The organism is Thalassobius sp. MITS945101 (assembly GCF_047123305.1).
Lineage (GTDB): Bacteria > Pseudomonadota > Alphaproteobacteria > Rhodobacterales > Rhodobacteraceae > Thalassobius.
The window spans coordinates 4,210,216-4,233,898 of sequence record NZ_CP138918.1; the positions used below are offsets into that span (position 1 = coordinate 4,210,216).

Below are 23,683 nucleotides of genomic sequence, written 5' to 3' on the forward strand. Positions count from 1 at the left end.
TTAGCGTCCCTGTTGGGAGGAACGTGAGATGCTGAGGATCGTTGTGATGGGGGTGAGCGGCTCGGGCAAAAGCTCGGTCGCGCAAGAGGTTGCGGACACGCTTGGTGGCACCTACCTGGAGGCCGACGACCTGCATCCTGCCGAAAACCTGGCCCATATGGCGGCAGGCAAACCTCTGGATGATGCCATGCGCGCGCCGTGGCTAGAACGGATCTGTCAGGAAATGGACGCATGCGCCGACCCCATTGTTGTCACCGCATGTTCGGCCTTGAAACGGGATTACCGGTCCCTGATGCGGCGCACCCTGACCGGTTTGAAAATTGTCTATCTCGATGGCAGCAAAAGCCTGATCGCCATTCGGATGGCCGCGCGGCAGGACCACTTTATGCCGCTGAGCCTGCTCGACAGTCAGTTTGCCACGCTGGAGGTGCCGACAAAAGACGAAGACGCTCTGCATGTCAGCATCGCGCCCCCACTGTCCGAAGTTGTGGCCGAAATCTGCGACGCGCTCAGCCGAACTGCCGCATCAGCATAACCCCGCCCCAAGCAGAGAAACCGGTCAGCGCACCGCCCCAAAGCGTGTCCATCACCACCTGCTGCATGGTCCAGTCCTTGAGCGTGGCGTAATTGGTAAACTCATAGGTGCCATAGGCCAACAGCCCCAGCGCAATACCGCTGGCCAAGGCCATCATCGGCGCCTCCGCCCGCATCGCGGGCATGGAAACAAACCAGACAATCCCAGCCACATAGCCCAGGTAAAACAGCCCCGCCGCGCCCATTCGAAAATCCTCGGCAAAAAGGTGGCCGACATGCTGTTCAAACACCGGCTTAATAAACAGCTTCAGGCCAATCACATCAACCACGAGGAAGATGGCAGCGGTGGCGAGGTACAGGAACAACACATTCATTTCGTTTGCTTTCTTCAGATTGCTTGCGGGTTCACCGCTTTAGGTTTCTATCGCACCAAACGTTTTGTCAGCGGCAGTGCCAGACGGTACGGCAAGGCCCGTAACAGCTTCAGCGCCAGCGTCAGACGTCGTGGAAAATGCACCTCGAACCGGTTTCGATCCAATTGGTAGGTGATCGCTTCTGCGGCATCTTCAGGCGTCATCAGCCCCGGCATGGCAAAGGCGTTTTTCTGGGTCAGTCGGGTATCGACAAAGCCGGGCGAAATCAGCCGCACGTCAACCCGTCCCGCCAGTTCAGCCCGCAGGCTTTCGGCCAGATTGGCCACCCCCGCTTTGGTTGCGGAATAGATCTGCCCTTGCGGCAGGCCAAAGTAGCCCGCAACGCTGCCACATAGCGCCAGTTGACCGCCTTGTCGCAGCAATGGCAGCGCCGTCTGCGCCACGTAGAGCGATCCGGTGAGGTTCACATTGACGATCTGCGCGGCTTTCGCGGGATCCAGCACTTCCACCTGTCCCGGATCGTAAAGCGCGGCCATGTTGATCACACGATCCAGTGGCCCCATGGCCTGCAAGGTGGCCTGCGCCTGGCTAAGGCTCAACCGGTCCGCAACATCCACAGGCACCACCGCAGTTTCACAGGGCAGCACGGCCGCCAGATCCTCCAGCCGGTCCTCATTGCGGGCAGAAAGGATCAGTTGCGCGCCCCGCCGGGCATAGGCCCAGGCCAGCGCCGCGCCGATCCCGTCGCTGGCACCGATGATCCAGATGCGTTCCTTATCGGGTCTGCGATCAGGCATGGGCGATTTCCACTTGCACCACATCGGTTTGTTTCACCGCAAAAGACGCAGCACAGATCCCAAGGTAAAACCGCCAACTGCGCAGGAAATTCTCCTCATATCCCAGCTTACGTATCTTGGGGGATTGCGCCGCCAAGGCTTCGTCCCACAGGGCACAGGTGCGGGCGTAGTCCAGTCCAAAGGCGTGGCTGTTCTCGACCTGCAAACCGGCCTTACGGGCCTGATCTGCAATCACCTTGTCGCTCAACAGCATGCCGCCGGGGAAGGTATATTGACGGATATAATCCGAAGATTTGCGGTAAATCGGGAAGTAGTCATCCGGCACGGTGATGGCTTGGATCACCGCGCGCCCGCCCTCTGCCAGTCGGTCCTTCAGGGTGGCAAAATAGGTCGGCCAGTAGCGTTCGCCCACGGCCTCGATCATCTCGATCGACACGATATTGTCGAACTTGCCCTGAATGGCGCGGTAGTCCTGCAGCCGGATGTCGGCCCGCCCGTCCAGCCGCGCATCGGCGTAGCCTTTCTGGCTGGGCGAAATGGTGACCCCGGTCACGGCGCGTCCCGCTTCGGCTGCGCGATCCGCAAAGCCACCCCAGCCACAGCCAATTTCCAGCACCCGTTCGCCGCCGCTCAGCCGGTCCAGGATCCGGTCATATTTGCGGTTCTGCGCCACCGAAAGGTCATTGTCCCCCGGCGCAAACAGGGCCGAGGAATAGGTCATCGTCTCATCCAGCCAAAGCTGATAAAACTCGTTGCCCACATCATAATGGGCGCGAATGTTGCGCGAGGCACCGCGTTTGGAGTTGGCCCGCAACAGCCGGTCAACCACACGGAACTTCAGCATCTGCCAGAAACTGGCATAGGCGTAGCCACTGAACTGCTGCATGTTCAGCAGCGCCACTTTGGTCAGCGCCTCAATCGAAGGGCTGTCCCAAAGTCCTGCCACATAGGTTTCGCCCAAGCCCACGTCGCCGCGGCTGGCGATGGTGGTGACAACGGACCAATCGCGGATCTGCATCTCGGCCACCGGATTGCCCTGACCAAAGCGGTAGGTCTCGCCTTCTGGTGTGGTCAGGTGGAGCGTGCCACGATCGATCTGTGCGCAGGTCTCCAGAAAGTCGTATTTTACGCGTTTTGAAAGGAACAGCATCAGGAAACCTCTTGTGTTGGTGGGCTGGGCCGCGTGCGATAGGTCGCGCCCTTGAGTTTCAGGATCAGCGCCTGCCAGTGGATCAGCGCCATGGTGCGCATGCCGCCAAGCGGACGGCGCAGGGCCGCCCGGAGCAGGCCGGCGGTGCTGGCAGTGCGGCGTTGGCCGGACAGGGTGGCCATCAGCCCCTCTTCGCCATTGCGATGCAGGATCTGGATGGCAATCTGATCGGCGCGGATGTCAAAACGGAAGTCATAGCCGCCCTTTATCTCTTGATAAGGCGAGACATGCAGCCGCTTGGCCTTGTGCAGTTTGGTGTCGCGACTGATCGGTGCAAAATCTGCTGCGTGACACAGGTAGGAATGACGGTCATTGAATGGGGTCGAGACTTCGGCGATCACCGCTCTGAGCGCCTCCCCATCATAGGCCAGCCAGAAGCTCACCGGATTGAACCCATAGCCCAGCCAGCGCGGCTGCGTCAGCAGCAGGATCCGCAGCGCAGCCGTGTTCAGACCCTGCCCACGCAGCACCCGCCGGGCCCAAGCCGCGCCGTCGCCATTGGCGATCACACCCCCGTGGTCACGGTCATATACCACCGCCAGATTAAACCGGTTGCGCCCCAAGAGATACGGTTTGGGCTGATCCGCCTCCGGCTCCAGCAGCACAAAGTCCACACTATAGCGAAAGGCATTGCGGATGCTGCCACGCCGCGTGTGGGTGGTCACCCCTTGGATATGCTCGACAGCGCTCATGCGAACTGACGCCCCATTTCACGGGCAATGCGGACCGCGCTGGCAAAGCCATCTTCATGGAAGCCATGACGTGTGTAGGCACCGGCAAACCACGTGTTGTTCTGTCCCTGCAGCTGTTTCAACTGCCCCTGCGCCCGAATGGCGGCGCGGTCAAACACCGGATGGCGGAAGGTTTTCTGGTCATAGATCATGTGCTCTTGCACCGGCGTTGCCGGGTTGAGCGAAACAAACAGCGGATCGTTTTCAGTTATGTTCTGCAGCCGGTTCATCCAGTAGGTCACGCCAATCGCGGGCTCGGGTTTGGTGGTGTCGGCCTTATAGACCCAAGACGACCAGACCGCCTTGCGCTGTGGCATCTGGGTGGTGTCGCGGTGCAGGAACATCGCATTGTCCTGAAACCGCATGGCCGACAGTGCCGCCTGTTCTTCGGGCGATGGCTTGGCCAGCAGGCGCAGGGCCTGATCGGAATGGCAGGCAAAAATCACCTGATCATATTGTTCCGGCGCGCAGCCTTTTGCGGCAATCTGCACGCCGTAGCCCTCTCGGGTCACCGCATCAACCGGCGTGGCAGGTCGCAGATCACCACCCGCTTTGGTCAAGTGGGCCTGAAGCCGGCGCACATATTCCACACTGCCGCCATCCACTGTCCACCACTGGTGCTGCCCCGAGGTCGACAGCAAAGCATGGTTGCGGAAGAACTGCACCAGAGAGCGGGCCGGAAAGGCGCGAATTTCAGCCGGCGGTGTTGACCAGATCGCCCCACACAGCGGCATCAGGTAGTAACGCTGGAACCAATCACCAAGGTTCAGATCATCCATCAGATCGGCGATGGTGCTGTCATCGCTTTCTGCCAGAGCCTCGGCCCGGGCGTTAAACCGCAGGATATCGCGCACCATACGGGCGAAACTGGGCCGCAGCAGATTACGCTTCTGCGCCGCCAAGGCCGTCAGATTGCGAAGCCCATATTCCACCGCCCCGCCGTTGATCGAGGCCCCAAAACTCATGTCGCTTTTGACAACAGGCACCTCCAGATCGCGGAACATACGGGTCAGATGCGGATAGTTTGCGTAGTTGAACACGATAAAGCCGGTGTCCACCGGTTGTTGTCCGCTGATGCCTGCCAGAACCGTTCGGGCATGACCGCCAAGCCGTGGCTCGGCCTCATATAGGGTGACGCTGTGGCGCTGGCTCAGAAGGTAAGCGGCTGACAGTCCCGAAATGCCGCCACCAATAATGGCGATACGCTGGGGTTCAACCGGAAGGGCATCAAAGGACATGTGATCTCCACTGCTGTTTGAGGTTGATACGCAGCGGGCGCGTTCTTGGATCACTGACCCAGGCAGTTAAATCAAAACGAAAATGTTTTTGTGATCCAACTTCCCCCTCGGCCCGTAACAGGTCTATGCTGACGGAAAGCTATAACAGAACACGCCCGATCCAACGTCGCGCCGCGACAGAGGGAAACGGGCCACGCAGGGAGCGGATAGAGGTGGCGTCAGCACCTTTGGATGGATCGGTTAGCGGGACCACGGGGGGCGCCACGCCCTCGCCCAACATTGCGCCTGAAACGCAGTGGATGCTGGCCGTGCGCGATCAACGGGACAAGGCGGCCTTTGCACAGCTGTTTGACCATTTCGCGCCCCGTCTCAAAGGATTCGCCATACGCTCTGGCTCTGCGCCCGCGCAGGCGGAGGAGATCGTACAAGACGTGATGCTGACAGTCTGGCGCAAGTCGGACCAGTTTGATCCACACCGCGCGCAAGTCTCGGCTTGGATCTATCAGATCACACGTAACCGGCAGATCGACCTGCACCGCAAATTGGGCCGCCCCGTGCCCGAAGAGTTGAAAGAGGACCCTGGGTCAGAGCCCGACGCCTCTCAAATCCTAGCGGTGCAGCAAGAGACCACGAAACTCAAAGACGCGCTGTCCCGACTGGCCCCGAACCAGCGGGAGGTGATCGAAAAGGCCTATCTGGGTGAGCTGAGCCATCAGGACATCAGCGATAAAACCGGACTGCCGCTTGGCACGATCAAATCCCGCATCCGGCTTGGACTGGAACGGCTGCGTCATGACCTTAAGGGAATGCGATAAGATGCGCGCAATTACCCATCATACCCCTGATGCGCTTCTGGCGGCTTATGCCGCTGGCACGCTCTCGCCTGCCTTCTCCCTGGTGGTGGCGACCCATATCTCGATCTGTGCCGAATGCCGTGCCGCGCTGGAAGGCCACCATGCCGTTGGCGGCGCGTTGTTAGACGGTTCGGAAACGGCAATCCTGTCCGACGCGCTGAAATCCGACATTCTGGCAATGCTGGATGATCCAACCCCCGCCGCCACACCCCTGGCCGCCCGCGAAGGTGAAGGCATCTATCCCGGCCCGGTGATCGAAGCGCTGAAGGGCAAGAAACCACGCTGGCGGTCGCTGGGACTGGGTTTGAAACAGGCGATTCTAAGCGATGACGAACATGGCTCTGTCCGGCTGCTGCATATCCCTGCGGGTCAGGCGGTGCCGGATCACGGTCACAACGGGATGGAGCTGACGTTGGTTCTGCAAGGCAGCTTTAGCGATGAAACCGGCCAGTTTGCCCGCGGCGATCTGGAAGTGGCGGATGAGGATCTGGATCACACGCCCGTCGCGGATGGTGGTGCGCCCTGTATCTGTCTGGCGGCAACAGATGCGCCGCTGCGATTCCACAGCTTCATGCCGCGCCTGTTCCAGCCGTTTTTCCGGATATAAGCCGCGACTGCGCTGACCTCTGCACCCGCCTCACTTGGCGCAGAGCAGCTCCACCATATGGGCCACGACGGACAAAAGCTGGCGCAGCTGCGCCTCGCTTTTGGCTTGGAATTTGTAGCCCACACAGGTGATCCGGACCCATTCGGCCATCTGTTCGACACTCAGGTCATGGCCCGCCAGAACCTCCGCATGATCGGCAAACAGCTCCAGCAGCAGGGCCTGCTTGATCTCATCCACCTCTGACATTGCCTGATGTCCCGCCGCGCTGAGGCTTTCTTCCAACGTTTCCACTTCGGGTGAGGCGGTCATGATGAGGTAAGGCTGCACCAGCGCAATCTCGAAAAAGACGTTCAGCTTGGCCGTCAGCGTGCCGCCCTTCGCCCATTCAGCGCGGGTCTGTTCCTCAATCTGAATGCCGGCATGACGGATCAAATCACACAGCAGCACATCTTTGTTGGAGAAGGCATTGTAGACCGTCTGACGGGCCACCCCTGCCTCTTCGGCGATGTCCTTCATCGTGGTTTTCTTCAGCCCGTAGCGGGTGAATACCCGCATGGCGGCGTCAAGGATATCTGTCTTGCTGTCACTCATACTGGGCATATTGACAAAAATGGCCCAAGTGTCAATATTGGACACAAAGACGAGTCGTGTACATTTGCCCAATTCGGTCAGCATCGCGGACCCATTCTGGCCAAGCACACGGCGCGCCATAGGTTAGGAACAGGACTCTGGCAGCTTTTGCCACCAAGGAGATTGCAGCATGAAACTGATTGTGAACGGACAAGCGCGGGAGGTGGACGTCGAAGACGACATGCCGCTGCTTTGGGTATTGCGGGACGAACTGGGCGTCACCGGTGTGAAATACGGTTGCGGCATCGCCCAATGTGGCGCCTGCACCGTGCATGTGGATGGACAGGCGGTACGCAGCTGCCAGATGTCCGCCGGATCCTTGGAAGACGGCGCAGAGGTCACCACGATCGAGGGACTCGGCACGCCGGAGGCGCTGAATGTGGTGCAAGAAGCCTGGATTGAGCATCAGGTGGCACAATGTGGCTACTGCCAATCCGGTCAGATCATGCAGGCCGCCGCCCTGCTGGAGATGAACGACGCCCCCACCGACGCCGAGATAGACGCCGCCATGAGTGGCAATCTCTGCCGCTGTGGCACCTACCCCCGTATTCGCGCCGCTGTGAAATCGGCCGCCACCAAACTGCAGGAGGCCTGATCATGTCCCGTATGCGTAAAATCGGCCGTCGTGCTTTCCTGATTGGCTCTGCCGCAGTTGTCGGCGGCATCGCCTTTGGCGCTTATGCGGTGAACAAACCGCATGACAACCCGCTGTCGACCGGTCGGAAGGATGGTGAAGCGACGTTTAATCCCTTTGTGAAAATCACCGGTGACAAGATCACCCTGATCGCCCCCCATGCCGACAAAGGCCAGGGCGTGCAATCCGCACAGGCTGCCCTGATTGCCGAAGAGCTGGACGTCGAGCTGGATCAGGTTGAGATCAGCTTTGGCAAGCCCTCCGCCGCCTATTGGAATACGGCTATGGCCGGTGAAATGGCCCCCTTCATGAGCTTTGACGAAAGCTTTGCCGCACGGTCCGTGCGCGGGGCTTTGGGCGTGGTGACCAAGGTGATTGGCCTGCAAGGCACGGGCGGTTCCTCCTCGATGCCGGATCAATATGAAAAACTGCGCGCAGCCGGGGCTGTCGCGCGCGAAACCCTGAAAGCCGCCGCCAGCAAAGTGTCCGGCGTGCCCGTCGCGCAGCTGAAAACCGCCAAAGGTGCGGTGCAGCTGCCCGATGGCAGCCAGATGGCCTACACCGATCTGGCCGGCACCGCCGCCGAGATCGAGCCGGTGACCGAGGTCACCCTGCGTGACCCGAAAGACTGGCGTCTGCTGGGCAAGCCGATGCAGCGCACCGATATTGTTGCCAAATCGACCGGTACGATGAACTACGGCATCGACCTCACCATCGAGGGCATGATCCATGCCTCCGCAAAGGTGAACCCACGGCAGGGGGGCGAAATGCTGGGCTATGATGCCACGGCCGCCAAATCCATGCGCGGGGTGCAGAAAATCGTCGAGCTGGAAGGTGACATCTGGGACGTCAATGACAGCGGCGGCAAGGTCTCGCGGCGCGGCAAGGTAGGCGTGGCCGTTGTGGCAGACAACACCTGGCGGGCGTTTCAGGCGCTGGAAGCCATCGAATTTGACTGGGGCACAGCGCATTACCCGCCCGAAATGGAGGGGCACTGGCAGGCCCTATCCGACAGCTTCACCGACGACCGGCTGGACACCGACTGGCGCAAAGACGGCGATGTGGACACCGCCCTCAGCGGCACAGACGTGCTGGAAGCCGAATACCGCGCGCCCTATGTCGCCCACGCCCCGCTGGAGCCGATCAGCGCCGTTGTCCGCGTGGATGCCGACGGCGCCGAGGTTTGGGCAGGCCATCAAATGCAGCGTTTCTTGCAAATGAAGGTAGCCGGGCTACTGGGGCTGGACGATCAGGAAAAAGTCACTTTCCACAACCAGTTCATTGGCGGCAGCTTCGGTCACCGGCTGGAGTTTGAAAACATCGTGGTCGCCACAGAAGTGGCACGTCAAATGCCGGGTGTGCCGGTGAAACTCACCTTCTCCCGCGAAGAGGACTTCGCTCATGACTTCCCCCGCCAGATCGCCATGTCGCGCTCCCGCGGGGCGGTGAAGGACGGCAAAGTGGATGCCTGGGATCTGAAGATCGCCACCCCGTCGGTACTGGTCTCACAGGGTGCGCGCGCGGGCTTCCCCGCCGCGGGACCGGATTCGCAGATCGTTTCGGGGGCTTGGAACATGCCGTTTGACATCCCGAACCTGCGTGTGCGGGGCTACCGCGCGCCGGAACTTGCGCCGATCAGTTCCTGGCGGTCGGTTGGGGCCTCTTCACAAGGGTTCTTTGCTGAAGGGTTCTTTGACGAGCTGTGCCACGCCGCTGGCGCCGACCCGATGGAGGAACGGCTGCGTCTGGTCAACAACCCGATCCACCGCAAAGTGCTGGAGGCCGTGGCCGAAATGTCCAACTGGGGCAGCGATCTGGGCGCAAACCGGGGCCGTGGCATTGCGATGGTCGAAAGCTTCGGCGTGCCCACCGCAGAGGTGGTTGAAGTCACCATGACCGACGGTGGCATCAAGATGGACAAGGTCTACATTGCGGCGGACGTGGGCCAGATCATCGATCCGGTGAACTTTGAAAACCTGATGCAGGGTGGTGTTGTCTTTGGCCTTGGCCATGCGATCAACTGCGAGATCACCTATGCCGACGGGATGGCCGAACAGACAAACTACCACGCGCACGAAGGCATGCGCCTGTACCAATGCCCCGACATTATCGTGAAGGGTCTGGAAAACGGCGACAAAATCAAAGGGATCGGCGAACCTCCGGTGCCACCAGCGGCGCCTGCGCTGGCCAATGCGATCTTTGCCGCCACCGGCAAACGTCTGCGGGAAATGCCCTTCATCAACCACATTGATTTTGTCTGAGCGGAGGCAACGACCATGAAAAAGATCGCTTTTGCCATCGCGCTATCAACCCTTGCCCTGCCCGCCTTTGCGGCCGGGGAAAACGTCACCATCAACCCACCCGCCGAAGGTTCGGTCAGCCGCGACGAAGGTCTGGCCGCCTTTGCCCGCGTCTATGAGGTGGCCAGCCATCCGCGGTGTTCCAACTGCCACGTCGGGGCGGACAACCGGCCGATGTGGTCCGGCCCGTCTTATGGCCGCACTCGGCCGCACGGTATGAACATCAACGCTGGCGAAAGCCGCATTGGCGCGGAAACCGTCATGTGCTCCACCTGCCACGCTGAACGCGCCAGCCTGAATGACACGCCCCATGCACCGCCACAGGTCTCCATGGCGTGGCAACTGGCCCCGGTGGAGGCCGAATGGTTCGGCAAATCCGCAACCGAGGTCTGCAACCAACTGCGGGATCCTGACCGCAACGGCGGGCGCACTGCGCTGGAGATTGCCGAACATCTGGACCATGATCTGATCCTGCACTGGGCCTGGAACCCCGGCGGTGGGCGCGAACCTGCGCCCTATAGCCTGCAGGAACATGTCGATGACGTGCTGGTCTGGGGCGTTGCCGGTTTTCCCTGTGAAAACGACTGAGGAGAGGGGGAGATGATGCTTTTGCAAGGACCATTTCGCACCGCCAATGTCGCGGTGATCCTCAGCGCACTGCTGCATATTGTGGCCCCGGTTGCTGGTGGATTTGAGGCCAGCACCTTTGGCATGGTGCCGATTGGCCTGTTCTTTCTGGCCCTGGCCTATGGCCTGTCGCGCGGTTGGCGCGGGTTGGCCTATCTGACCTTCCTGATCATGGGCTTCGGCATTTCTGCTGCAATCAGCGGGGCCTATTCCATCAGTCCCATCCCCAGTTGGCTGTTTGGTGCCATCGGTGCGGCGGATGCGGCAGCGATGGTGCTGCTGTTTGTGGCGCTGTGGCGGGATCCGGCCCCGAAAGGGGCCTGAGCCCCTAGCGCAGCGCTTTTACAATTGCTTTGCTTGGCCAGCAGCTTGCCTGCTGGCCTTGCGCCTCTTGCCAGCGCCCGATGGAACGGCGGGTGCGAAATCCTGCCAGCCCATCGGCACCGCCCACATCATGGCCCAAAGCCTCTAGCCCGCGCTGCATCGCCGCCACATCCGAGCGCAGCAGCTTTTCCGTCTTGCCCCAGCTGGCCTTGAAATCCCCCATATTGTAGCGGATCCGGTCGCCGGAATGGCCGACAAACAGGGCGTAGAGATCGCTCTCGTTATACTCTTTCAGCACGTAGAAATTTGGCGTCACGATAAATGCAGGCCCGTGCCGTCCCGACGGCATCAGCAGGAACCCCTGCCCCTTGGCTTCATGCGCGGGGAAGGCCTTGCCGCTGACACGGGTGATCCCCATCGCGGTCCAATCGCTGATCTTGCGGCCCTGATCCGGCCCCTCAAGACTACAGGAAATGCTGTCCGGCACCCGCACCTCAAACCCCCAATCGCGGCCCGAAACCCAGCCGAATTCCTTCAGGTAATGGCCGATCGAGGCGATCGTATCCGCCTCAGAGCGCCAAATATCCGCCTTGCCATCGCCGTTGCCGTCTGTGGCGTATTCCAGGAAATTGCTCGGCATAAACTGCGGCTGTCCCAAGGCCCCCGCCCAACTGGATTTCAACCCGCGGGCGCTAGTGTGGCCGGCCTGAATGATCTGCAGTGCGGCGACCAGTTCATCGGTGAAATAGGCGGCTCGGGTGGACATGAACCCTTTAGTGGCCAGCACCTGCACTGCATCATGTTTGATCGCCACACGGCCATAGCCACTTTCCCGGCCCCAGATACCCAGAATGATCCGCCCCGGCACACCAGTATCCTGCACCACCCGCTTCAAGGTGCTGGCATGGGCCTTGGCCATGTCTTTGCCAACACGGGTGGCGTGATCCAGCGATCCGCGATTGAAATACTTGGCAGGCTGGCCAAATTCGGACTGTTTCTGGGCTTGCTGTTTCGGGGCCTCGGAACCCGGCGGCACCAGATCCGGCAGTTCCCAGTTCAGCCGCACCCCTTTCAGGGCCGCGCGAAACACCTTGCGCTGCACGCCTTTTGCCTTGGCCAGCGGCCAGATCTGTTCATCCAGCCAGCGTTGAAACTGCTTCTCGACCTGTGCCTTGTCCAAAGCCAGCGCGGGCGGCGCTGCGGCCACCCCAATGGCCAGCGCCACTGCCAAAACCGAAACCGCCCAACCGCGCCGCATGCAAACTCTCCTTGTTCAATACCGGTAAACTAGTCGCTGCCCCCGGCCGAGGCCAGCCCCAGCCGATGGGTCGCCGCATTCGCGCACAAACTGGCCGAGAGGCGAAAAATCCTGTACCCTGAGGACCAAGTTCCCGCACCGGTTCGGATCCGCCTGCCCGACCTTCGGCCCCTCAGCCTTGCTAGCTATGGAACCCTTCAGGCGCGTCCCCCGGTCATTTTCGGCCCCGATTTGGGCTGCTTCACCGGAAGGGACAAGATTGATGCTGCCTCGGATTTTTGCGCTTTACCTCCGTCTGTTTGCTGTCGTTTTTCTGGCCTTGGCCAGCGCGGTCAGCATCCCCCCCGCCTCAGCGCAACCCGCAGGCCTGCCCGGTGCCCCCTGGCTGGGCGACAGCTTTCAGGACCTGCAGAAAATCGCCACCATCTGTGACAAATGCAAAGAGGCCGAGGCCGCCTCGCAAGCGCAGATCGACCGCTACAATGCCGCCCGTACCACCTATGAAGAAGAGGCAGCACGGATGCGGGCGCTGGCAGACCGGTTTTTGGAGGCAAAAGCCACGTTTGACCGTTTGAACGCCTTGGATGAACAGTTGTCGCAGGAATCCCTCGACCTGTTGTTCGACAAGATCGAAGCGCCCGAGCGCACTTACCAAGAGGTGCAGGACGCGCTGTATCAGCTGGAACCCGATCTCGCCGCCGCCCGCAGCGCCCTGGCAGAGGCCCGCGCCGCGCTCGACACAGGGTTGCGGGGGTTGGAACGTCTGCGCCTGACTGCGCTGGCCGAATTGCGCAGCGCCATCCGGCTGCAGAACGCCATGCATCAGTGTGAATTTGCCTGTGACATCTGGGAGTTGAAACTTGAGGAACCAGAACCCGACCCCAATCCGCCCCGCCGCCCCGGCGACATCAACGCCAGCGAAATACCAGTGCCGGAGAATTTCATCGGGGTGGTTGCCAAATGCGCCAAATGCCAGCCGCTGGCCGAACGGGTCAACCAGATCCGCAGCCACCGCCGCAGCTTTGCCACCTCTGCCCAGATGCTCTACGCCTCGCTGACGGCCAACCAGCAAACGCTCGACCGGCTCTTTGCCGAAGCCCAACAACTGGTGCAGCAGGAGAAAGCGCTTTATCAAGCACTGCTGGCCTCCTTCACCGGCACCGCCCCCGCCGAAGAGGCCGATCGTATCGACCAGATTTTTGATGCACGCGACCAACGCGAGGCCGAAGAACGCCTGCGCGCCCTGGCCGAGCGCCGGGCCCAGCTGGCTCGCGATATGGCCGGGCTGGAAGCCACCATTGCGCAGCAGTTTCAGGGCCTGTTGGAAGCGATTGCAAATTATCGCATTCACAGTCAGTTGCTGACCCTTGCACAAGCCGAACTTGCCGCCTGCGAAGCCACCTGCACCCCGGCCGAAGAAGGCCCGAAAACCGGCTTGCCGGATCCGTTCACCGATCCCGACTACCCGCAGCCCGAAAATGTCGATCCGATCACCGCCGCCTGCGCCAAATGTCAGCCCATCGCCGACAGCCTGATGCAGGTGCTGTCCGACCGGCGCCGTGTTGGGGGCGACATTCAGAACATGGTCTGGCTGCTGAAAGGACGGCGTGCCTCCTTGGAACGCTGGCAGACCGAAGATGACAAACTGGCCGCCGAGGAGCGGCTGCTGGGCGCCGCCCTGCTGCCGTCTGCGGGCACCAACAACCCTGATCAAGTGCTCGACCGCCTGTTCGAGATTGAGGCCGAACGCACCCAGTTGCTGTCAGATATGCTGTGGGCCGAAGAGGAAATTACCCGCCTGCAAACCCAGTTGGAGGCCGCGCTGAAGGAACATGAGGCGCTGACCCGACGCGCCGCCGATCTGCGGGCCCAGCTGGCCGCCTGCGAACGCACCTGCAGTGAGGAGGATAGCAAGGACATCAGCACCGGGGGTGGGCTCTATGATCCCGATTACCCTCAGCCGGAAAGCTTCATCGGTGTGGTCGCGCAATGTGCCGCCTGCCAACCTCTGGCCGAAGCGCTGAATGCATTGTTGTCAGAACGTTACCGACTGGCGGGCGATATTCAGTCCACCGCGGCGCGTCTCAAACACAATGAACCGCTGCTCGATCAACGTCGGGCCGACTTGGCGCGTTTGGAAGCGCGGGAAATGGCGCTGCTGCCGATCTGGTCACAACTGGATGACAGCCCCGAACAACGCGCCGCCGAAAAAGAGCTGAACGAAATCGATCCCGCCCGTCGTGCCGCCGAAGCGGATGTTGCAGCGCTAGAACGGCTGAATGCACAGGACCGCGCCGTGCTGGAGGAAATGCTGGCACAGCACGCACTCTTGAACCAGAAAATCGCCGATGCCCGCGCCGCCTTGGCCGCTTGTGAGGCGAAAAAATGCACTGGCGCGGAAGACACCACCGGCACCTCGCTGACCGATCCCACCGAGGGCGGCAGCGGCCAGGACAGGCGTTTTGCCACGACCGACTGTGCACCCTGTGAACCGGTGGTGAGCCTGTTGAATGATGTGATCGGCTCCCTCATCACCACAAAGGAAATGCTGGCGGAAAAACGCGCCGCGCTTGCCGCGCTGGAGGCGGAGATGACCCAGATGGAGGCCGATAAATCCGCTGCTCAGGATGCCTTTGCCAGCGCCCTGACCCGCCGCAACGCCCAGCGGGACGCCGGTCAGGACACCTCGGCGACCGAGACCGAGATGCAGCAGGCGCTGGACCGCGCCGGTGACCTGTTGAGCGACATTGAAGACGGCGAAATCCGCCGCCTTGACCTGCAGGATGAAATCGAAGCGCTGGAGACCCGCCTCACCGCGCTGGAGCAACAGGAAACCACCCTGCGGGCGCAGCTGGCCGAATGTGAGAAACAATGTGTGGCGGCGGAAGACACCACCGGCACCTCATTGACCGATCCGTCTGAGGGCGGCAGCGGGCAGGACAGCCGTTTTGCCACGACCGACTGTGCACCCTGTGAACCGGTGGTGAGCCTGTTGAATGATGTGATCGGCTCCCTCATCACCACAAAGGAAATGCTGGCGGAAAAACGCGCCGCGCTTGCCGCGCTGGAGGCGGAGATGACCCAGATGGAGGCCGATAAATCCGCTGCTCAGGATGCCTTTGCCAGCGCCCTGACCCGCCGCAACGCCCAGCGGGACGCCGGTCAGGACACCTCGGCGACCGAGACCGAGATGCAGCAGGCGCTGGACCGCGCCGGTGACCTGTTGAGCGACATTGAATACGGCGAAATCCGCCGCCTTGACCTGCAGGATGAAATCGAAGCGCTGGAAACCCGCCTGACCGCGCTGGAGCAACAGGAAACCACCCTGCGGGCGCAGCTGGCCGAATGCGAAAAACAATGTGTGGCGGCGGAAGACACCACCGGCACTTCGCTGACCGATCCCTCTGAGGGCGACAGCGGGCAGGGCAGCCGTTTTGCCACGACCGACTGTGTGCCCTGTGAACCGGTGGTCAGCCTGCTGAACGATGTGATCGGCTCCCTCATCACCACCCGAGAAACGCTGGCGGAAAAACGCGCCGCGCTTGCTGCGCTGGAGGCGGAAATGAGCCAGATGGAGGCCGATAAATCCGCCGCGCAGGATGCCTTTGCCAGCGCCCTGACCCGCCGCAACGCCCAGCGGGACGCCGGTCAGGACACCTCGGCCGCCGAGACCGAGATGCAGCAGGCGCTGGACCGCGCCGGCGACCTGTTGAGCGACATTGAGGACGGCGAAATCCGCCGCCTTGACCTGCAGGATGAAATCGAAGCGCAGGAGACCCGCCTCACCGCGCTGGAGCAACAGGAGGCCACCCTGCGGGCGCAGCTGGCCGAATGTGAGAAACAATGTGTGGCGGCGGAAGACACCACCGGCACTTCGCTGACTGATCCGTCTGAGGGCGGCAGCGGGCAGGACAGCCGATTTGCTGCGACCGACTGTGCGCCCTGTGAACCGGTGGTGAGCCTGCTGAACGATGTGATCGGCTCTCTCATCACCACAAAGGAAATGCTGGCGGAAAAACGCGCCGCCCTTGCTGCGCTGGAGGCGGAGATGACCCAGATGGAGGCCGATAAATCCGCCGCCCAGGATGCCTTTGCCTCCGCCCTGACCCGCCGCAACGCCCAGCGGGACGCCGGTCAGGACACCTCGGCGACCGAGACCGAGATGCAGCAGGCGCTAGACCGCGCCGGTGACCTGTTGAGCGACATCGAGGACGGTGAAATCCGCCGCCTCGATCTGCAGGATGAAATCGAAGCGCTGGAAACCCGCCTCGCCGCGCTGGAGCAACAGGAGGCCACCCTGCGGGCGCAGCTGGCCGAATGTGAGAAACAATGTGTGGCGGCGGACGACCAAAGCGCCGTGTCACTGCCCAATGATCCCCCTGTCACAAGGCCCCCCACGGCCGAAGAGATCCTGTTGGAGAAGCTGCAACAAGGCAGCTGCCGGGGCGGCGGCAATTGCGACTTTGACATTCGGGTTACCAACAGCAGCGACCGCGCCCACAGCGGGCCTTTGTTCCTGACCGAAAACGGACGGGTGGCGGCGGGGGCCAATGGCGCGCAGTTTGGCGCGTTTCATTGCAGCCCGGCGCGCGGCGGCACCACCATGTGCCTGCATGAGAGTGGTCTGGCTGCGGGCGAAACGGTGGCCATGACCCTGCCAATCCGCCTGCCCCGCCGTGGCGCCAATGGGGCGGAGAACTGTGTCGAGGTGACGGTGACACGGGATGGGCGGGTGCTGGTGCAGCTGGTGCAACTGGGCCTGGCCGCCCGTGGATTCCAGCCCGGCAGTGTGGACGGCGTTGTCGGCCCGCGTACCCGGCGGGCGCTGGCGGGACTGGCTGCGGAAACCGGGCAAGAGCTGTCGATGAATGACCCGGCTGCGGCCTATGCGGCGCTTTTTGGCAGCGCACCGGTGGCGATGACAGCTGGCAGCCCGGGTTGCACAGTGATGGAGGTGGCCCCAGCGCCCCGCAGTTCCACCCCGCGCAGCACGCCGAAATCGACCCCCGAACCGAAGCCTGAAGAAGAAAAACGCAACCCGCTGATGCCGACGATCCGCTTTGGCATCACCATTGGCGGCGGGCATTCCTCACCGTCGGAGTCTTACCCGTCTGAATACTGAGCCTGTGCACTGCACGGATCACGATGGAGCAGATCTCCATGAAAAAGGGCGCCCCAATGAGGCGCCCTTTTGCCGAGCTATTTACCTGATGTGCCAGTTGACCCGCAGCTCAGACCTCTTCCATGCGGATGCGAAAGAACAGCGTGTAAAGCACCGGCACCACCACCAGCGTCAGCACGGTGGCAAAGCTGAGGCCGCAGATGATCACCACCGCCAGCGAATTGAAGAAGGGATCCCACAGCAGCGGCACCACCCCCAACACCGTGGTCAGCGCCCCCAGTGTCACCGGCCGCACCCGGCTGACAGCACTGTCCGCCACCGCCTGCAGGCGGGGCTTGCCGCCGGCAATTTGCAGATCGGTCTCATCGATCAGAACAATGGCGTTCTTGATCAACATCCCCGTCAGCGACAGCACGCCAAGGATGGCCATGAACTCCATCGGGGTCTGGGTCAATGACAGGCCCCACATCACACCAACGATGGCCAAAGGCACGGTCAGCCAGATGATCAGCGGCTGTCGCACCGCATTGAACAGGAAGAAGACCACAAGGATCATGGCGCCAAACCCGATGGGCATTGTGGCGGAGAGGCCAGCGTTGGCTTCCTGACTGTTGCCAAATTCGCCCCCCCATTCCATCCGGTAGCCCGGTGGCAGGTCCATGTCTTCGATATGGGGGCGGATGTCTTCGAACAGATCCCCTGCCAGCACGCCCGGTTTTGGATCGGCTTGTGCGATGATCACCAGCTCGCGGTCGATGCGGCGCAGGTTGGCAGGTTCAAAGGCCAGCTCAAACCGCTCCACCACCTGCGAGATCGGGATATAGCCGCCGATGGCCTGCGAAAAGACCTGCACGTTGCGCAGACTCTCGACCGAGTCGCGGGCAGCCTGTTCCGGACGCATCACGATATCCACCAATGTGTCGCCATCACGGTAAGTGCCGATATTGGCCCCATTCAGATGGGTGTAAAGCGCATGGGAAATCTCGCCCTGCGTCAGCCCCAGACGACGGGCCGCTTCGGTGTTGATGACCGGCCGGATGACCTGCACCTGCTGGCGCCAGTCATCCCGCACAGCAATGGCGCCGTTTTCATGCAGGCGACGTTTGGCCTCCTCGGCCAGTTCCCGCAGCACAACCGGATCGGAGCCAAAGAACTTGGCCTCGATCTTGGCACCGCCGCCCGGCCCTAAAACGAACTTCCAGATCTTCGCGTTGGCGTCGGGGTAGTTGCCATCGACCCAGGGCTGCAGCTTTTCAATCAGCCCTTCAATTACCGAATAATCGGTCACATCCACAAGGATCTGGCCATAGGCGCTGTTGGAATCCTCGGCCTCATAGATCAGCATGAAACGGGCGTGGCCCGAACCGACAGCGATATTGGTGCCGGTCACCCCATCCAATGTCAGCACATGGTTTTCGATCTCCTCCAGATCCCGCGCGGTGGCGTGGATATCGCTGCCCTCGGGCAAAAGATAGTCGATCACAAACTGTGCCCGTGTGGAGGCCGGGAAGAAGCCCGGCGGCACGTTGCCCGCCGCAATAATGGCCGAAGCGAACATCGCCACAATCAGCACCAGCGTCACCAGACGATGATGGATCGCCAGGTTCAGCACCCGGCGGTAGCCCTGCAAAATGCCATGTTCGGGCTTGGGCGCGGCTTTGGTGGGTTTCATCAGCAATGTGCAGAAATAGGGGGTCAGCCAAATCGCCACCAGCCAGCTGAACAGCATGGCAATGGCAATGGTCCAGAACAGCGATCCGGCAAATTCACCTGTGTTATCTGGCGAAAACCCGATGGGGGAAAAGGCCAGAAAGCCCACGATGGTGCCCCCCAGAAGGGGCCATTTGGTTTGTTCTACCACGGAGATCGAGGCCGCCTCGGCGCTTTCGCCTTTGCTGACCCGCACCAGAGTGCCTTCAACCACCACAATGGCGTTGTCGACCAGCATACCAAGGCCGATGATCAGCGCCCCCAGCGAAATCCGCTGCATGTCCAGACCGTAGATCCACATGCCAAACAGCGTGCCCGCCACGGTCACCAACAGGATCCCCCCCATCAAGAGCCCCGAGCGCAGCCCCATGAAAATCAGCAAGGTCCCGACCACAATGCCCAGCGCCATCAAGACGTTGACCACAAAGTCGTTGATCGAGGTCTTCACAGTCACCGACTGATCCGAGATCACCTGCACCTCAACGCCGATGGGCCGGTCCACGATCAGCTCATCCATACGCGCCCGCACCGCTTCGCCCATGTTCACCACATTGCCGCCGGTTTCGTTGGAAATCGCCAGTCCAATGGCCGGCGCCCCATTGCGGATCAACAGCCCGCGGGTGGGCTCCACTTCACCTTCGCGGATGCTGGCGATATCGGACAGCCGGTAAGAGGCCCCGGTCTGCGGGTTGGAAATCCGCAGGTTGCCAATCGCCTCAACAGAGGAAACTGCCCCTTCAGAGCGGAGTTCCAGACGTTTGTCGCCCGACCGCAGCGCGCCGCCGGGGATCACCTGGTTCTGGCCTTCCAGCACCTGATCGATCTGTGCCGTTGAAATGCCCAGCTCCACCAGCCGCGCAGGGGCGTAATCGACATAGATCACCCGTTCCTGCGTGCCGCCGATCAACACTTTTGACACACCATCCACAATCGCCAGTTCCCGCTGCAGAGTCTTGGCATAGGCCTCCAGTTCGCCCAGCGCATACCCTTCGCCGGTGATGGCAAAATAGAGCGCAAAGACGTCCCCGAAATTGTCATAGACCTGCGGTGCCAGCGCATTGGGCGGCAGGGTGCCTTCGATGTCGTCGATCTTGGCCCGCAATTGGGCAAAACGCTGGTTCAGCTGCGCACGATCGCGTGCCGCACGAATGGTAAATTCAATCGAGATTCGCGACAGACCCGGCTGCGAGGTTGACCGCAACTCTTTGACGCCTTCCAACTGTTGCAAGGCGTTTTCAACAACTTCAGTAACCTCTTCCGCCACCTCATCCGCCCGCGCCCCGGGGTAAGGCACCACGATATTGGCCTGACGGATCAGAAACTCGGGGTCTTCAAAGCGGGGCAGTTTGGTATAGGCGACATAGCCCGCCAACAGGATCAGCAGCGTGCAGATCAAAGAGATCACCCGCTTGCGAATGGCAAATTCTGCAAGGTTCATGGCTTAGTCTCCGATCTTGGTGACAGGGCGAATGGCCATGCCGTCCTGCAGATGGCTGACCCCGGCCGAAACCACGGTGGCCCCGACATTCAGGCCTTCGGTCACGGCCACTTCGCCATCATGCACGGCCCCCAAAGTCACCGATTGACGACTGACAGTGTTGCTGGCGGTGTCCACCAGCCAGACAAACGGCATCCCATCCGCCGAGGCCGCCAGTGCCGTGTTCGGCACCGTCAGTTCCGGCGCAAAATCGGTGCCCACGGTCACCGTCACCTGCCCCACCATGCCGGGCAGGATCATCCGTTCAAACGGCAGTTCCACCGCTACGCGGCCGCGGTAGGTCTGGGTACCGGCATCTGCCTGGGTCTGGAACTCGATCAGTTCGGCCGGCAGAACCACATCCAGCCCGTCAAAGCGCACTTCGGTGGTGACACCATTGGCAATCTGCTGCGACACGGCCAGAACATCCGGCCCCGGCACGTCAAACGCCATGTGCACCGTGGACAGCGCCTGCAACAGCACCACCGGCTGACCGGCCTGAATATTGGTGAAGTTCTCTACATCGCGGCGCGCAATGATCCCGGCAAAAGGGGCCGTCAGGCGGGTGTCGGCCAGCTGCCGCTCGGCCGCTTCGATCTGGGCGTCCAACCCCCGCAGTGCAGCCTCGGAGGCGGCGATTTCCTCGGCCCGTCCGCCGGCACGGCCAATGGCCAGCTGTTCCTGCTGACTGCGCAGGTTGGCCTCGGCCACGCGGAGGTTGGCCTCATCCTGTTCCAGACGGGTCGCAGCCGCAACGCCGCGGTCCACCAGTTCCTTGGTCCGGGCGGTCTGATCGCGGGCCTGATCCAGCTGCGCCTGCGCCGCCGCAACCCCTGCCTCCAACGCTGCAATCTCTTCCGGGCGGGCACCGGTTTTCATTGCCTCAAGCTGCGCCACCGCCTGTTCGCGCTGGCTGTTGAGCTGCGCCAGCTGGGTTTCATAATCGCGCGGATCCAACTCGGCGATCACCTGCCCTGCGGTCACATCCATCGCGCCGCGCACATGCAGGTCAGTCAGACGGCCCGACACCCGAAACGACAGTTCCGCCTCCTGCGAGGGGAACACAATCGCCGGATATTGCCGGATCAGCTTGGTCTCACTTTCGGCAACCACATGCACCTTGGCGGGGCGGGGGGTGTCCTCGGCCAGCAGCGGTGCGGCAAAAGACGCGGTCGCCAGCGAAAGAGCGGCAACCATGGCCAGGCGGTGGGCGGACAAGGGGGGCAGTTTCATCGGCATCTCCCGTGCGGATGGGGGGTGTAAACTTGCGCGACCGCTAGCTTTTCCGAGACGATCACACCAGAACCTTGTGTCTTGACTGTAGGTGCACCGGCAGCAATCCGCCAAGCCCAAACCGCAGTTTGCGGAAAACACCGTATTGACGACCACTCTCCAACACAGGCAAAAATATCCAACATTTTTCAAAACAGGTCACAAAGCCATCATGGCGCTCTTTGGCAAAACCAGGAAAGACGATGACACCGTGGTGGCAATGCTGGCCTCGGCGATCCGGCGTGACATTTCCTTTGGCGTGCTGCCTCCGGATCAGAAACTGAAGATCGAAGCCCTGCGTCAGTCCTATGGCGGGTCCAACCATTCCATGCGTGAATGCCTGCGGATGCTGGCGGCAGAGGGCATGGTCGAGGCGACGTCCCAACGGGGGTTCAGAGTCACCTCTGCCACCGAAGAAGACCTGCGTGACATTCTGCTGATGCGGTTGGAATGCGAAAAGCTGGGGTTGGAACGATCACTGGAACTGGGCGATGTGGCCTGGGAATCCCGTGTGGTTGCCGCCCTTCATGCCCTGAAACGGGCGGAGGATGCGGTGCAAGCCAGCCCCGACGTTCTGACCGCACTGCAATGGGATGACGCCTGCCACGGTGTCTCTGCGGCGTTGATGTCGGCCTGCAACTCGCCCCGCCTGATTACGATGGCGGATCAGTTCTACAACCAGTCCCGCCGCTTCCGGCTGGCCCTGCTGCGGGAGGGGCGCATCCACTTCGCCACCCGTGCAGCCCGCCAGACCGCCCTGCAGGAAGCCGTGATTGCCCGCGACAGCGGCGCGGCCCTGCAGCTGTGGGCAGAAGATATTACCGAAGACTTGGGCGCCACACATCTGTGAGCCCACCAAGGTCATCTAGGCCAGGTCATTATGGGAGGATCAACATGACCAGTTTCAACCGTCGTCAGACACTCACCCTGCTCGGCGCTGCTGCTGCCAGCACGCTGGCCGCACCGGCCATTGCCAAGAACAAGAAGATCGTCGTGGGCGCGCTGCGCTTCACCTCGCATTCCGGCAGCTTCATCGCGCAGGAACGTGGCTACTTTGCCGACGCCGGTCTGGATGTCGAGCTGAAGTTCTTCCAGGCGGCGCAGCCGATGGCCGTGGCCATTGCCTCGGGCGATGTGGACTATGCGGTCACCGCCGTGTCGGGCGGGCTGATTTCGCTGGCGGACAAAGGCGCGATCAAAGTGATCGGTGGCGCGTTGAGCGAGGAGCCGGGCATTGACGGCCAGAAAATCCTGGCCTCCGACGCGGCTTATCAGGCAGGCCTGACCTCGCCCGCGGCCTTGGGCGGCAAAACCTTTGGCATGTCCACCGCCGGATCCAGCTTCCACTACATGGGGTCGAAAGTGGCGGCGGCAGAGGGTGTGGAGATGTCCTTCAAACCGCTGCAAAAAGTGGGCGCCATCATCGGTGCGCTGAAATCCGGCCAGATCGATGCCTGGTCCATCGTACCGCATATCGCCAAACCGCTGGCCGGTTCCGGCGCGGTGCATATCATCGGCAATGTCTCGGATTACCTGCCGAACTATCAAGTCACCACCGTCTTCACCTCGGCCAAAAACGCTGCCGATGAGCGCGGCCAGACCAGCGATTTCCTGGCCGGTTTCGGCAAGGGTGTCAGCGATTACAACAGCGCCATGATCGACCGCGCAGGCGGCGATGCGGGTGTGGATGAGATGGTCGATCTGATCCACAAATATGTCTACACTGACCGCCCACGTGAAAAGGCCGCGCCGTCGATCATCAACGGCACCATGCGCCTGAATGAAGGTTCCAAGCTGAACGTGGCCTCGGTCAAAGATCAGCTGAACTGGTTCCAGAGCGAGGGTCTGGTCAAGGACCACATCACCCTCGATACGCTTCTGGACGCAAGCTACGTCGATACGTTCGAAGCTTGACCCCCCTCTGCGCCCGGCCACGCCACTCACGGGTTCCGGCCGGGTGCAGTTGTAATTTTACTGTAATCAC

Annotated in this window: 19 protein-coding genes; 10 read left to right on the plus strand and 9 right to left on the minus strand. The window is 61.6% G+C overall.

What is annotated here, in order from left to right:
* The first annotated feature begins 28 nt into the window (after positions 1-28).
* Positions 29-535 (plus strand): gluconokinase, encoded by a 507-nt coding sequence (locus SIC14_RS20605; protein ID WP_412563776.1) that lies wholly within the window; start codon positions 29-31, stop codon positions 533-535.
* Here the strand turns inward: SIC14_RS20605 and SIC14_RS20610 are convergent.
* The 5 genes from SIC14_RS20610 to SIC14_RS20630 are packed head-to-tail and all read right to left on the minus strand — an operon-like array spanning position 510 to position 4,884.
* Positions 510-908: a DUF2177 family protein gene (locus SIC14_RS20610; protein WP_412563777.1), complete on the minus strand. Its 399-nt coding sequence runs from the start codon at positions 906-908 to the stop codon at positions 510-512. The two genes, SIC14_RS20605 and SIC14_RS20610, sit on opposite strands and share 26 nt — an antisense overlap.
* A 47-nt stretch (positions 909-955) precedes the next feature.
* A complete protein-coding gene (locus SIC14_RS20615; protein ID WP_412563778.1) occupies positions 956-1,705 on the minus strand; it encodes an SDR family NAD(P)-dependent oxidoreductase in 750 nt (249 codons plus the stop codon).
* Positions 1,698-2,855 (minus strand): class I SAM-dependent methyltransferase, encoded by a 1,158-nt coding sequence (locus SIC14_RS20620; RefSeq protein ID WP_412563779.1) that lies wholly within the window; start codon positions 2,853-2,855, stop codon positions 1,698-1,700. Before SIC14_RS20620 ends, SIC14_RS20615 begins: the two co-directional genes overlap by 8 nt.
* Entirely contained in the window at positions 2,855-3,607 is a 753-nt protein-coding gene (locus tag SIC14_RS20625; RefSeq protein WP_412563780.1) for a DUF1365 domain-containing protein, read from the minus strand. The genes SIC14_RS20620 and SIC14_RS20625 overlap by 1 nt, the downstream gene beginning before the upstream one ends.
* Positions 3,604-4,884 (minus strand): NAD(P)/FAD-dependent oxidoreductase, encoded by a 1,281-nt coding sequence (locus tag SIC14_RS20630; RefSeq protein ID WP_412563781.1) that lies wholly within the window; start codon positions 4,882-4,884, stop codon positions 3,604-3,606. The genes SIC14_RS20625 and SIC14_RS20630 overlap by 4 nt, the downstream gene beginning before the upstream one ends.
* Positions 4,885-5,183: 299 nt before the next feature.
* Between SIC14_RS20630 and SIC14_RS20635 the strand changes: the two genes are divergently transcribed.
* Together SIC14_RS20635 and SIC14_RS20640 are read left to right on the plus strand one after the other, a co-directional pair.
* Complete coding sequence (locus SIC14_RS20635; protein WP_412565909.1) at positions 5,184-5,699, plus strand: sigma-70 family RNA polymerase sigma factor; 516 nt, start codon at positions 5,184-5,186, stop codon at positions 5,697-5,699.
* Between the two features lies 1 nt (position 5,700).
* Complete coding sequence (locus tag SIC14_RS20640) at positions 5,701-6,345, plus strand: ChrR family anti-sigma-E factor (protein WP_412563782.1); 645 nt, start codon at positions 5,701-5,703, stop codon at positions 6,343-6,345.
* Between the two features lie 30 nt (positions 6,346-6,375).
* On the opposite strand, the gene SIC14_RS20645 is transcribed toward SIC14_RS20640, so the two are convergent.
* On the minus strand, positions 6,376-6,936 hold the full coding sequence (locus SIC14_RS20645; protein WP_412563783.1) for a TetR/AcrR family transcriptional regulator: 561 nt from the start codon (positions 6,934-6,936) through the stop codon (positions 6,376-6,378).
* Positions 6,937-7,105: 169 nt separating this feature from the next.
* Here SIC14_RS20645 and SIC14_RS20650 point away from each other — a divergent pair, with 169 nt between their 5' ends.
* From SIC14_RS20650 to SIC14_RS20665, 4 genes are read left to right on the plus strand one after another with little or no spacing between them, the layout of a single operon-like run.
* Complete coding sequence (locus SIC14_RS20650) at positions 7,106-7,570, plus strand: (2Fe-2S)-binding protein (RefSeq protein WP_412563784.1); 465 nt, start codon at positions 7,106-7,108, stop codon at positions 7,568-7,570.
* A gap of 2 nt (positions 7,571-7,572) precedes the next feature.
* On the plus strand, positions 7,573-9,870 hold the full coding sequence (locus tag SIC14_RS20655; protein WP_412563785.1) for a xanthine dehydrogenase family protein molybdopterin-binding subunit: 2,298 nt from the start codon (positions 7,573-7,575) through the stop codon (positions 9,868-9,870).
* Positions 9,871-9,885: 15 nt separating this feature from the next.
* Positions 9,886-10,497: a hypothetical protein gene (locus SIC14_RS20660; protein WP_412563786.1), complete on the plus strand. Its 612-nt coding sequence runs from the start codon at positions 9,886-9,888 to the stop codon at positions 10,495-10,497.
* Between the two features lie 12 nt (positions 10,498-10,509).
* Complete coding sequence (locus SIC14_RS20665) at positions 10,510-10,860, plus strand: hypothetical protein (protein ID WP_412563787.1); 351 nt, start codon at positions 10,510-10,512, stop codon at positions 10,858-10,860.
* A 4-nt stretch (positions 10,861-10,864) separates the two neighbouring features.
* Here SIC14_RS20665 and SIC14_RS20670 read toward each other — a convergent pair whose 3' ends face one another.
* The gene (locus tag SIC14_RS20670) at positions 10,865-12,118 is read right to left on the minus strand and encodes a lytic murein transglycosylase (RefSeq protein WP_412563788.1); all 1,254 of its coding nucleotides are present in this window, start codon (positions 12,116-12,118) and stop codon (positions 10,865-10,867) included.
* A 262-nt stretch (positions 12,119-12,380) separates the two neighbouring features.
* Here SIC14_RS20670 and SIC14_RS20675 point away from each other — a divergent pair, with 262 nt between their 5' ends.
* Complete coding sequence (locus SIC14_RS20675; protein ID WP_412563789.1) at positions 12,381-17,240, plus strand: hypothetical protein; 4,860 nt, start codon at positions 12,381-12,383, stop codon at positions 17,238-17,240.
* Between the two features lie 109 nt (positions 17,241-17,349).
* Here SIC14_RS20675 and SIC14_RS20680 read toward each other — a convergent pair whose 3' ends face one another.
* Positions 17,350-20,388, minus strand: coding sequence for an efflux RND transporter permease subunit (locus tag SIC14_RS20680; protein WP_412563790.1), 3,039 nt, complete (start codon positions 20,386-20,388; stop codon positions 17,350-17,352).
* A gap of 3 nt (positions 20,389-20,391) precedes the next feature.
* Positions 20,392-21,660, minus strand: a complete 1,269-nt coding sequence (locus tag SIC14_RS20685) for an efflux RND transporter periplasmic adaptor subunit (protein WP_412563791.1) — start codon at positions 21,658-21,660, stop codon at positions 20,392-20,394.
* 211 nt (positions 21,661-21,871) lie between these two features.
* Here SIC14_RS20685 and SIC14_RS20690 point away from each other — a divergent pair, with 211 nt between their 5' ends.
* Both SIC14_RS20690 and SIC14_RS20695 read left to right on the plus strand, forming a co-directional pair.
* Complete coding sequence (locus SIC14_RS20690) at positions 21,872-22,549, plus strand: GntR family transcriptional regulator (RefSeq protein ID WP_412563792.1); 678 nt, start codon at positions 21,872-21,874, stop codon at positions 22,547-22,549.
* A 44-nt stretch (positions 22,550-22,593) separates the two neighbouring features.
* Positions 22,594-23,613 carry an ABC transporter substrate-binding protein gene (locus tag SIC14_RS20695; RefSeq protein WP_412563793.1) on the plus strand — a complete coding sequence of 340 codons (1,020 nt, stop codon included), beginning with the start codon at positions 22,594-22,596 and terminating at the stop codon, positions 23,611-23,613.
* Positions 23,614-23,683 lie beyond the last annotated feature (70 nt).

Bases quoted from the DNA above. Each gene is read 5' to 3' on its own strand.
- SIC14_RS20605 (WP_412563776.1), top strand. From the start codon at position 29: ATGCTGAGGATCGTTGTGATGGGGGTGAGCGGCTCGGGCAAAAGCTCG.
- SIC14_RS20610 (WP_412563777.1), bottom strand. From the start codon at position 908: ATGAATGTGTTGTTCCTGTACCTCGCCACCGCTGCCATCTTCCTCGTG.
- SIC14_RS20615 (WP_412563778.1), bottom strand. From the start codon at position 1,705: ATGCCTGATCGCAGACCCGATAAGGAACGCATCTGGATCATCGGTGCC.
- SIC14_RS20620 (WP_412563779.1), bottom strand. From the start codon at position 2,855: ATGCTGTTCCTTTCAAAACGCGTAAAATACGACTTTCTGGAGACCTGC.
- SIC14_RS20625 (WP_412563780.1), bottom strand. From the start codon at position 3,607: ATGAGCGCTGTCGAGCATATCCAAGGGGTGACCACCCACACGCGGCGT.
- SIC14_RS20630 (WP_412563781.1), bottom strand. From the start codon at position 4,884: ATGTCCTTTGATGCCCTTCCGGTTGAACCCCAGCGTATCGCCATTATT.
- SIC14_RS20635 (WP_412565909.1), top strand. From the start codon at position 5,184: ATGCTGGCCGTGCGCGATCAACGGGACAAGGCGGCCTTTGCACAGCTG.
- SIC14_RS20640 (WP_412563782.1), top strand. From the start codon at position 5,701: ATGCGCGCAATTACCCATCATACCCCTGATGCGCTTCTGGCGGCTTAT.
- SIC14_RS20645 (WP_412563783.1), bottom strand. From the start codon at position 6,936: ATGAGTGACAGCAAGACAGATATCCTTGACGCCGCCATGCGGGTATTC.
- SIC14_RS20650 (WP_412563784.1), top strand. From the start codon at position 7,106: ATGAAACTGATTGTGAACGGACAAGCGCGGGAGGTGGACGTCGAAGAC.
- SIC14_RS20655 (WP_412563785.1), top strand. From the start codon at position 7,573: ATGTCCCGTATGCGTAAAATCGGCCGTCGTGCTTTCCTGATTGGCTCT.
- SIC14_RS20660 (WP_412563786.1), top strand. From the start codon at position 9,886: ATGAAAAAGATCGCTTTTGCCATCGCGCTATCAACCCTTGCCCTGCCC.
- SIC14_RS20665 (WP_412563787.1), top strand. From the start codon at position 10,510: ATGATGCTTTTGCAAGGACCATTTCGCACCGCCAATGTCGCGGTGATC.
- SIC14_RS20670 (WP_412563788.1), bottom strand. From the start codon at position 12,118: ATGCGGCGCGGTTGGGCGGTTTCGGTTTTGGCAGTGGCGCTGGCCATT.
- SIC14_RS20675 (WP_412563789.1), top strand. From the start codon at position 12,381: ATGCTGCCTCGGATTTTTGCGCTTTACCTCCGTCTGTTTGCTGTCGTT.
- SIC14_RS20680 (WP_412563790.1), bottom strand. From the start codon at position 20,388: ATGAACCTTGCAGAATTTGCCATTCGCAAGCGGGTGATCTCTTTGATC.
- SIC14_RS20685 (WP_412563791.1), bottom strand. From the start codon at position 21,660: ATGAAACTGCCCCCCTTGTCCGCCCACCGCCTGGCCATGGTTGCCGCT.
- SIC14_RS20690 (WP_412563792.1), top strand. From the start codon at position 21,872: ATGGCGCTCTTTGGCAAAACCAGGAAAGACGATGACACCGTGGTGGCA.
- SIC14_RS20695 (WP_412563793.1), top strand. From the start codon at position 22,594: ATGACCAGTTTCAACCGTCGTCAGACACTCACCCTGCTCGGCGCTGCT.